This is a genomic window from Streptomyces atriruber (genome assembly GCF_001418325.1).
GTDB lineage: Bacteria > Actinomycetota > Actinomycetes > Streptomycetales > Streptomycetaceae > Streptomyces > Streptomyces atriruber.
Window position 1 is genome coordinate 1 of sequence record NZ_LIPN01000249.1, and the last position, 5,615, is coordinate 5,615.

Genomic DNA, 5,615 nt, shown 5'->3' on the forward strand with positions numbered 1-5,615 from the left:
AATCGCGAACTCCCCCCTCACATTCCGGAGGGCTGCATCGTCGTACCGGTGGAGACGGCGCCAACCCGCGCACCGCGGGCGCGGCCACTCACCGGCGCCGGCCGGAATGTCCGCGCGGACGGCCTTCTTGGGTCGCACATTATTCGGAGGAAGTAATCAGGCCATGAGTACTCTCGACAAAGAGTCCACGGGCGGGGCGGAAGCCCCCGTCGGCGACCCGCGGCGCTGGAAAGCGCTAGGCATTCTGGCCGCCATTCAGTTCATGCTCGTCATGGACGTCACGATTGTGCTCGTCGCGCTTCCCGAGATCAGGGGCGATCTGACCTTCTCCACCGAGGGCGACCTCGCCTGGGTCATCAACGGCTATGTGCTGATGGCCGGCGGATTCCTGCTCCTGGGCGGGCGACTGGCCGACATGTACGGCCGACGCAAGATCTTCATGGTCGGCGTGGTCTTCTTCGGCGTCGCCTCCGCCACCTGCGGCGCCGCGGTCTCCTCCGGCATGCTGGTCTCCAGCCGCTTCGTGCAGGGGCTCGGCGAGGCACTGTGCGGCCCGGCCGCACTGGGCATGATCCCCGTCCTGTTCCCCGACGCCCGCGAGCGGATGAAGGCCCTGGGCGTGTGGGGCGGCACCGCGGCCCTGGGCGGCGTGATCGGGTCGGTCGTCTCCGGCGCCCTGACCGAGTACGTCGACTGGCGCTGGATCTTCTACATCAACATCCCCATCGCGGTCGCCGCGCTGATCCTGGTGCCCAAGGTCATGCCCGAGTCCCGCATGGAGCGCGAGGGCCGCCACGTCGACGTGGTCGGCGCCATCTCCATCACCGGTGGTCTCGTCGCGGTCGTGTACGGCCTGATCAAGGCCGCCGACCACTCCTGGGGCTCCTCGACCGTGCTGATCCCGCTGCTCGGCGGCATCGGCGTGCTGCTCCTGGCCGCCTTCTGGGAGACCCGCACCGCCGACCCGATGGTGCCCATCCGCTTCTTCACCAACCGCACCCGCGTGACGTCCAACGTCGTGACCCTGGCCCTGCTGGCCAGCTTCCACTGCTACGCCTTCCTGCTCATCATCTACATGCAGGACGTCCTCGAGTACTCCGCGATCAAGTCGGGCATGGCCGTGGTGCCGCTGGCCTTCGCGATGGGCGCCGGCATGGGCGCGGCCTCCGGCCTGATGCCCCGCATCGGCGTCAAGGCGGTGCTGGCCATCGGCTTCGGCGGCGCGGCCGTGGGCCTGGTCGTCGCCAGCACCCTGGAGGCCGACTCCTCCTACCTCGGCGGCGTCCTGCCCGGCATGATCGTGTTCGGCCTGTTCAGCGCCATGTGCTACCCGGCCCTGGTCAACGGCGCGCTCTACCAGGTCACCGGCAAGGACTCCGGCCTGGCCTCCGGCGTGCAGACCGCCATGCAGCAGATCGGCGGCGCGCTCGGCCTGGCCACCCTGGTGCCGCTGGCCATCCGCTACGCCACCGACCACATCGGGGACGGCGTCATCCCCACGGTCGCCCAGTCCGACGGCACCTCGCGGGCCTTCCAGGTCGGCGCCATCCTGGTGGCCGCCGCCGCGGTGCTCGTCGTCGTGCTGATGCAGAAGGTGGACGCCACGCCGCGCAACGTGCTGGCCGAGGCCGAGGCGGAGGAGACCGACGAGACGGCGGGCAAGTCCGCCGCCGGCGTCCCCTCCTGACACGGTGTCACGGTGTCTCCTCCTGACACCGTGACGCCCCGCGGCAGCTGACCGCACCGTCCTGCCCCGCGCCGCCCCCGGGTCCTGCCCCGGGGGCGGCGCCGTGCGTCCGGCCCACGGCCCATGGCCCACGGCCCGTCAACCGGCGCGCCCGCCCGCCGGATCGGGGCGGCGGGCGGCTATTCGGGGAACTGTGGCAAGGCCTTTACGGTTACGTGACCCACACCACCCCGAGGCGCTCTAGGCGCGGCGTCGTCCCACGTGTCACTATTCCAGTGCATCCCCCCTGCCCAAAAGCAGGACAGCGGCGGGGGATTGGGGCCGGGCGCCTCCCGGAATCCTTCCCGCAGCGGCGATTGCCACCGCGCGGACGATTCCACCGCGCGGACGGGTTTCCTCGTGATTTTCTCGGTCTTTCTCGCGTTTCCCGGCGCACGGCAAGGCCGTTCGCCGCGAAAAGGCCGCCCCGAACTCCCGCCCCATTCCTGCCAAGACGTCTGGACGATGCGATCTCCATGCGGAACACACCAGGGGAGCTGAGCGCGTTGAGCACACCACCGGCCCCGGCCCGCGGGGCCGCACCCCTTAGGGCCCGCACGGTCGGCGTCGGCCGCGCCCACGCCAAGACCATCCTGCTGGGGGAGCACGCCGTGGTCTACGGGGCGCCCGCCCTGGCACTGCCGGTGCCCCAGCTGGCGGTCACCGCGAGCGCCGGCTGGTCCGCGGCCGGCCCCGGCGCGGCCGGCGGGGTGTCCCTGACGATGACCGGCTCCCCGTCCCGGCCGGTGGCCACCGAGGCCTCCGACGGACTGCGGCAGCTGGCCGCCGAGTTCCGCACCGCCCTGCACGTGGCCGAGGACGTGCACCTGGAAGTGATCCTGGACTGCGCGATCCCGCCCGGCCGGGGCCTGGGCTCCAGCGCCGCGTGCGCCCGCGCCGTGGTCCTCGCGCTGGCCGACCTCTTCGGCCGCGAGCTCACCGCACAGACGGTGTTCGACCTGGTGCAGAGCGCCGAGAACGTCGCCCACGGCCGGGCCAGCGGCGTCGATGCCACCGCGGTCGGCGCGCCCGGCCCGCTGCTGTTCCAGCAGGGCCACGCGCAGGACCTGCCCGTGGGCTGCGAGGGGCTGTTCATCGTCGCCGACAGCGGCGAGGTGGGCCGCACCAAGGACGCGGTGGCCCGGCTGCGCGACGGCTTCCGGCGCCACCCCGGCAGCCGGGAGCACTTCGTGCGCCGCGCCACCCGGCTCACCGACCGGGCCCGCCGCGCCCTGGCCCAGGACGACCTCGAAGAACTCGGCCCCTACCTGACGGCCTATCACCACCTGCTGCGCGAGGCCCGGTTGAGCACCGTGCGCATCGACGCCCTGGTCGAGGCGGCGCTGGCCGCGGGCAGCCTCGGCGCCAAGATCACCGGGGGCGGGCTGGGCGGCTGCATGATCGCACTGACCCCCTCCGACCAGGCCGGCGCCGTCACCCGCGCGCTGCACGCGGCCGGCGCCCAGCAGACCTGGGTGCTGCCGCTGACGGCCCGCACCGGCCACGGCACCTGACCCCGCCCCGCCCTGCCCGCAGGGCGTCATCGGTGCACCACCGTGCACCACATGTCGCAGGACCCGCACCCAACTCGCCGAGAGGAGCAGGCACATGAGCGGCAGCAGCATCCTGGACGGCCCCGGCACCGCGGTGCGCGCCCGCCCCCCGGCCCGCCACGAGAACACCCCGATTCCGTTTCTGCCGACGGATGCCGGAGGCGGCCGCCCGGCCGCGGGTTCGCCCCGGTGCACATGGTGAACGGCTACCGCCCGCCCCGCGACAGCGGCTGACGGCCGGCGCAGAAGGGACGCGAGGAAAACAGCCGCGGCACAGCACCACGCCCGCCGCGCCCCCCTCGCCATCCGCATGCACGCCCTTCGCGCACGCGCCGCCCTGCCCCCCCTGCCCTGCCGCCCCGCGGCCGGGCAGGCAGGGGCCGCCGCCCGGTCGAGGACCCTCCCGGGCCGGCGGGACGTGCGCCCGGACCCGGCACAGCGCCGCCGCCCCTCGCGGCCGGCCCGCTGTGCCCGCGGTCCTCGCCCCGCCTGGTGACCCAGCAGAAACGGTAGACATGACAGCGAGCCCTCGCACGGTGTGCGTCGTAGGTGCCGGACCGCGCGGCCTGTCCGTACTCGAGCGCCTGTGCGCCAACGCCCGCCTGCAGCCGCAGGACCGCCCCGTCCACGTCCATGTGATCGACCCCTGCCCGCCCGGGGCCGGCCGGGTGTGGCGCACCGACCAGTCCCCGCACCTGCTCATGAACACCGTGGCCGGACAGATCTCGGTGTTCACCGACGCCAGCGTCGACCTGCACGGGCCGCTGGAGCCGGGCCCCAGCCTGTCCGAATGGGCCGCCGCGCTGGCCGCCGGCGAGATCGGCGGCACGTATCCGGCCGACGTCCTGGCCCAGGCCCGCGCGCTGGGCCCCGACACCTACCCCACCCGCGCCTTTTACGGCCACTACCTGCGCTGGGCCTGCCGGCGCATCGTGCGCGAGGCCCCCGCCGCCCTGACCGTCACCTTCCACCGGGCCCTGGCCGTCGCCCTGGACGACGACCCCGCCACCGGCGGCCGGCGCCAGCAGGTGCGCCTTGCGGACGGCACCGTGCTGGCCGGGCTGGACGCGGTCATCCTGTGCCAGGGCCACCTGCCGGCCGCCCCGGACGCCGGCGAGCGGGCCTTCGCCGACCGGGCCCGCGCCGCGGGCCTGCGCCACCTGCCGCCGGCCAACCCCGCCGACGCGGACCTGGCCGCGCTGGCCCCCGGCACCCGGGTGCTGCTGCGCGGCCTGGGCCTGAACTTCTTCGACTACATGGCCCAGCTCACCGTCGGCCGCGGCGGCACCTTCACCCGGCACGGCGGCCGGCTGCGCTACCGGGCCTCGGGCCGCGAGCCGCGGCTGTACGCGGGATCGCGGCGCGGCATCCCCTACCAGGCGCGCGGCGAGAACGAGAAGGGCCCGCACGGCCGCCACGAACCGCTGCTGCTCACCCCCGGGCGCATCGCCGAGCTGCGCCGCGCCCACGCCCGCGGCGGCCTGGACTTCACCCGCGACCTGTGGCCGCTGATCTCCCGGGAGGTGGAGGCCGTCTACTACGCCACCCTGCTGCGCTCGCGCGGCGAGGTGCGCCCGGCCGGGCAGCTGCAGGCCGCCTACCTGGCCGCCCCGGCCGGGCCGCACCACCTGGCGGCGGTGCTGGAGGCGTACGGCATCGGCGACAAGGACCGCTGGGACTGGGAGCTGCTGGCCCGCCCCTGGCGCGACCGGGAGTTCACCGGCCCGCACGACTTCACCGGCTGGCTCCTGGACCACCTGCGCCAGGACGTGGCCGAGGCCCGCGCCGGGAACGTGAACGGCCCCCTCAAGGCGGCCCTGGACGTGCTGCGGGACCTGCGCAACGAGATCCGCCTGGTGGTCGACCACGGCGGCCTGGACGGCGACTCCCACCGCGCCGACCTGGACGGCTGGTACACCCCGCTCAACGCCTACCTGTCCATCGGCCCGCCGGCCCGCCGGGTGGAGGAGATGATCGCGCTGGTCGAGGCCGGCGTGCTGGACGTGATCGGCCCCGGCCTGCGGGTGGACCTGCGGCCCGGCCGGTGCACCGTCAGCTCCCCGCAGGTGCCCGGCTCCACGCGGCAGGTGGACGCCGTGGTCGAGGCCCGCCTGCCCGCGATCACGCTGCGCCGCACCGAGGACCGGCTGCTGCGGCACCTGCTGGCCACCGGCCAGTGCGCGCCCTACCGCATCCGCACCCGGGCCGCGGAGCCGTACGAGAGCGACGGGCTGGCCGTCACCCCGCGCCCCTTCCGCCTGATCGACGCGGCCGGCCGCCCGCACCCGCGCCGCTTCGCCTTCGGCGTGCCCACCGAGTCGGTGCACTGGGTGACG

General features: G+C 74.6%; 4 protein-coding genes. All 4 read left to right on the forward strand.

The genetic code is table 11. The features are described 5' to 3' along the window. Positions 1-163: 163 nt before the first annotated feature. Positions 164-1,687, forward strand: coding sequence for an MFS transporter (locus AOK03_RS24800; RefSeq protein WP_055567558.1), 1,524 nt, complete (start codon positions 164-166; stop codon positions 1,685-1,687). Between the two features lie 545 nt (positions 1,688-2,232). Beyond that, complete coding sequence (mvk, locus tag AOK03_RS24805) at positions 2,233-3,240, forward strand: mevalonate kinase (protein ID WP_244177727.1); 1,008 nt, start codon at positions 2,233-2,235, stop codon at positions 3,238-3,240. Positions 3,241-3,334: 94 nt separating this feature from the next. Continuing rightward, the gene (locus tag AOK03_RS42745) at positions 3,335-3,481 is read left to right on the forward strand and encodes a hypothetical protein (protein ID WP_157869067.1); all 147 of its coding nucleotides are present in this window, start codon (positions 3,335-3,337) and stop codon (positions 3,479-3,481) included. A gap of 313 nt (positions 3,482-3,794) precedes the next feature. After that, the coding region (locus AOK03_RS24810; RefSeq protein WP_079074940.1) for an FAD/NAD(P)-binding protein at positions 3,795-5,615 on the forward strand (1,821 nt) is incomplete at its 3' end.

Coding starts and splice junctions, on each gene's coding strand:
- AOK03_RS42745 (WP_157869067.1), top strand. CDS start 3,335: ATGAGCGGCAGCAGCATCCTGGACGGCCCCGGCACCGCGGTGCGCGCC.
- AOK03_RS24800 (WP_055567558.1), top strand. CDS start 164: ATGAGTACTCTCGACAAAGAGTCCACGGGCGGGGCGGAAGCCCCCGTC.